Genomic DNA, 1,374 nt, shown 5'->3' on the forward strand with positions numbered 1-1,374 from the left:
TCCCGCGACATCGTCGAAAAGGCAGGCGTCAAGGTCAGCGAGATCGACAAGCAGCCGCTGATCGACGCGATGAAGCCGGTCTACGACAAATACCTGTCGACGCCGGCGCTGAAGGACCTCGCCGCCCGCGTCCAGGCAACCAAGTGAAGTCGGCCGCGGGGCGGGCAATGCACGCCGTCCCGCGCCTTCGTGACCGGCCGGCGATCGGGAGGATCAGATGGCGACAATGACAAGCAGCGCGGCGCCGCCACGGTTCAGCGTCGTGCTTTCGAGGATCTGCGACGGGGCACTCTACCTGGCCGGCATCGGCTTGGTCGCCATGACCGCGCTCGTCGCCTATCAGGTCTTCTTCCGCTTCGTGCTCAATTCGTCGCCGAGCTGGACCGAAACCAGCGCCATCATGCTGATGAACTGGTTCATCTTCCTCGGCGCCGCCGTCGGCGTGCGGGAGATCTACCATATGGGGTTCGACGTGCTGCTTTATGTCCTGCCGAAAGGCAGCAAGGGAGCGTTGCGCACGCTGTCCGACCTGATCGTGCTCGGCTTCGGATTCGGCATGGTCTGGTACGGCTGCAAGCTTGTCGGCCTGACCTGGCACACCATCATCCCGGCGCTCGAGCTGCCGGGCGGCTTCGACTATCTGCCGCTGGTCGCCGGCGGCGTGCTGATCTGCCTGTTCTCGGCCGAGCGCATCGCGCTGCGCTGGTCGGGCGTCGATATCGACAAGGACATCAATCTCGAGGACGTGCCGGAGATGCCGGCGGTGCAGGAGGCCTAGATGGAGCTCTGGATCCTGTTCGGCGTCTTCACGCTGCTGATGTTCGGCGGCACGCCGATCGCGTTCTGCCTCGGTGCGGCCTCCTTCGCCACCGTGCTCTATCTCGGCCTGCCGCCCCTGGTCGTGTTCCAGCAAATGAAGTCGGGCATGAGCGCGTTCTCCCTGATGGCGATCCCGTTCTTCATCTATGCCGGCGATCTGATGGTGCGCGGCGGCATCGCGCAGCGCATCGTTTCCTTTGCCGGCTCCCTGGTCGGCCATGTCCGAGGCGGTCTCGGCCAGGTCAACACCATCGCCGGCACGCTGTTCGGCGGCATTTCCGGCTCGGCCGTGGCCGAGGCCGCGGCCGTCGGCGGGCTGATGATCCCGCAGATGAAGGCACGCGGCTATGGCGCCGACTATGCCGTCAACGTCACCTCGATGGCGGCGCTGATCGCGCTGCTTTTGCCGCCATCGCAGAACATGATCATCTATTCGATCGCCGGGGGCGGCAAGATTTCGATCGCCGACCTGTTCACCGCCGGCATACTACCGGGCCTTTTGTTCGCCGCCTCGCTGATGGTCACCGCCTATTTCGTCGCCAGCAGCCTCGGCTA

Annotated in this window: 2 protein-coding genes and 1 pseudogene; all 3 read left to right on the top strand. The window is 64.9% G+C overall.

The genetic code is table 11. From position 1 onward, the window contains the following. Positions 1–147 (top strand): annotated as a pseudogene (locus FJ980_RS35665) (TRAP transporter substrate-binding protein); the annotation flags it as partial. 79 nt (positions 148–226) lie between these two features. Continuing rightward, positions 227–778 carry a TRAP transporter small permease gene (locus tag FJ980_RS31835; RefSeq protein WP_140547472.1) on the top strand — a complete coding sequence of 184 codons (552 nt, stop codon included), beginning with the start codon at positions 227–229 and terminating at the stop codon, positions 776–778. Beyond that, the coding region (locus tag FJ980_RS31840) for a TRAP transporter large permease subunit (protein WP_140547471.1) at positions 779–1,374 on the top strand (596 nt) is incomplete at its 3' end. It lies immediately after the preceding gene.

This window comes from Mesorhizobium sp. B1-1-5 (genome assembly GCF_006443065.1).
In the GTDB taxonomy this organism is placed as follows: Bacteria; Pseudomonadota; Alphaproteobacteria; order Rhizobiales; family Rhizobiaceae; genus Mesorhizobium.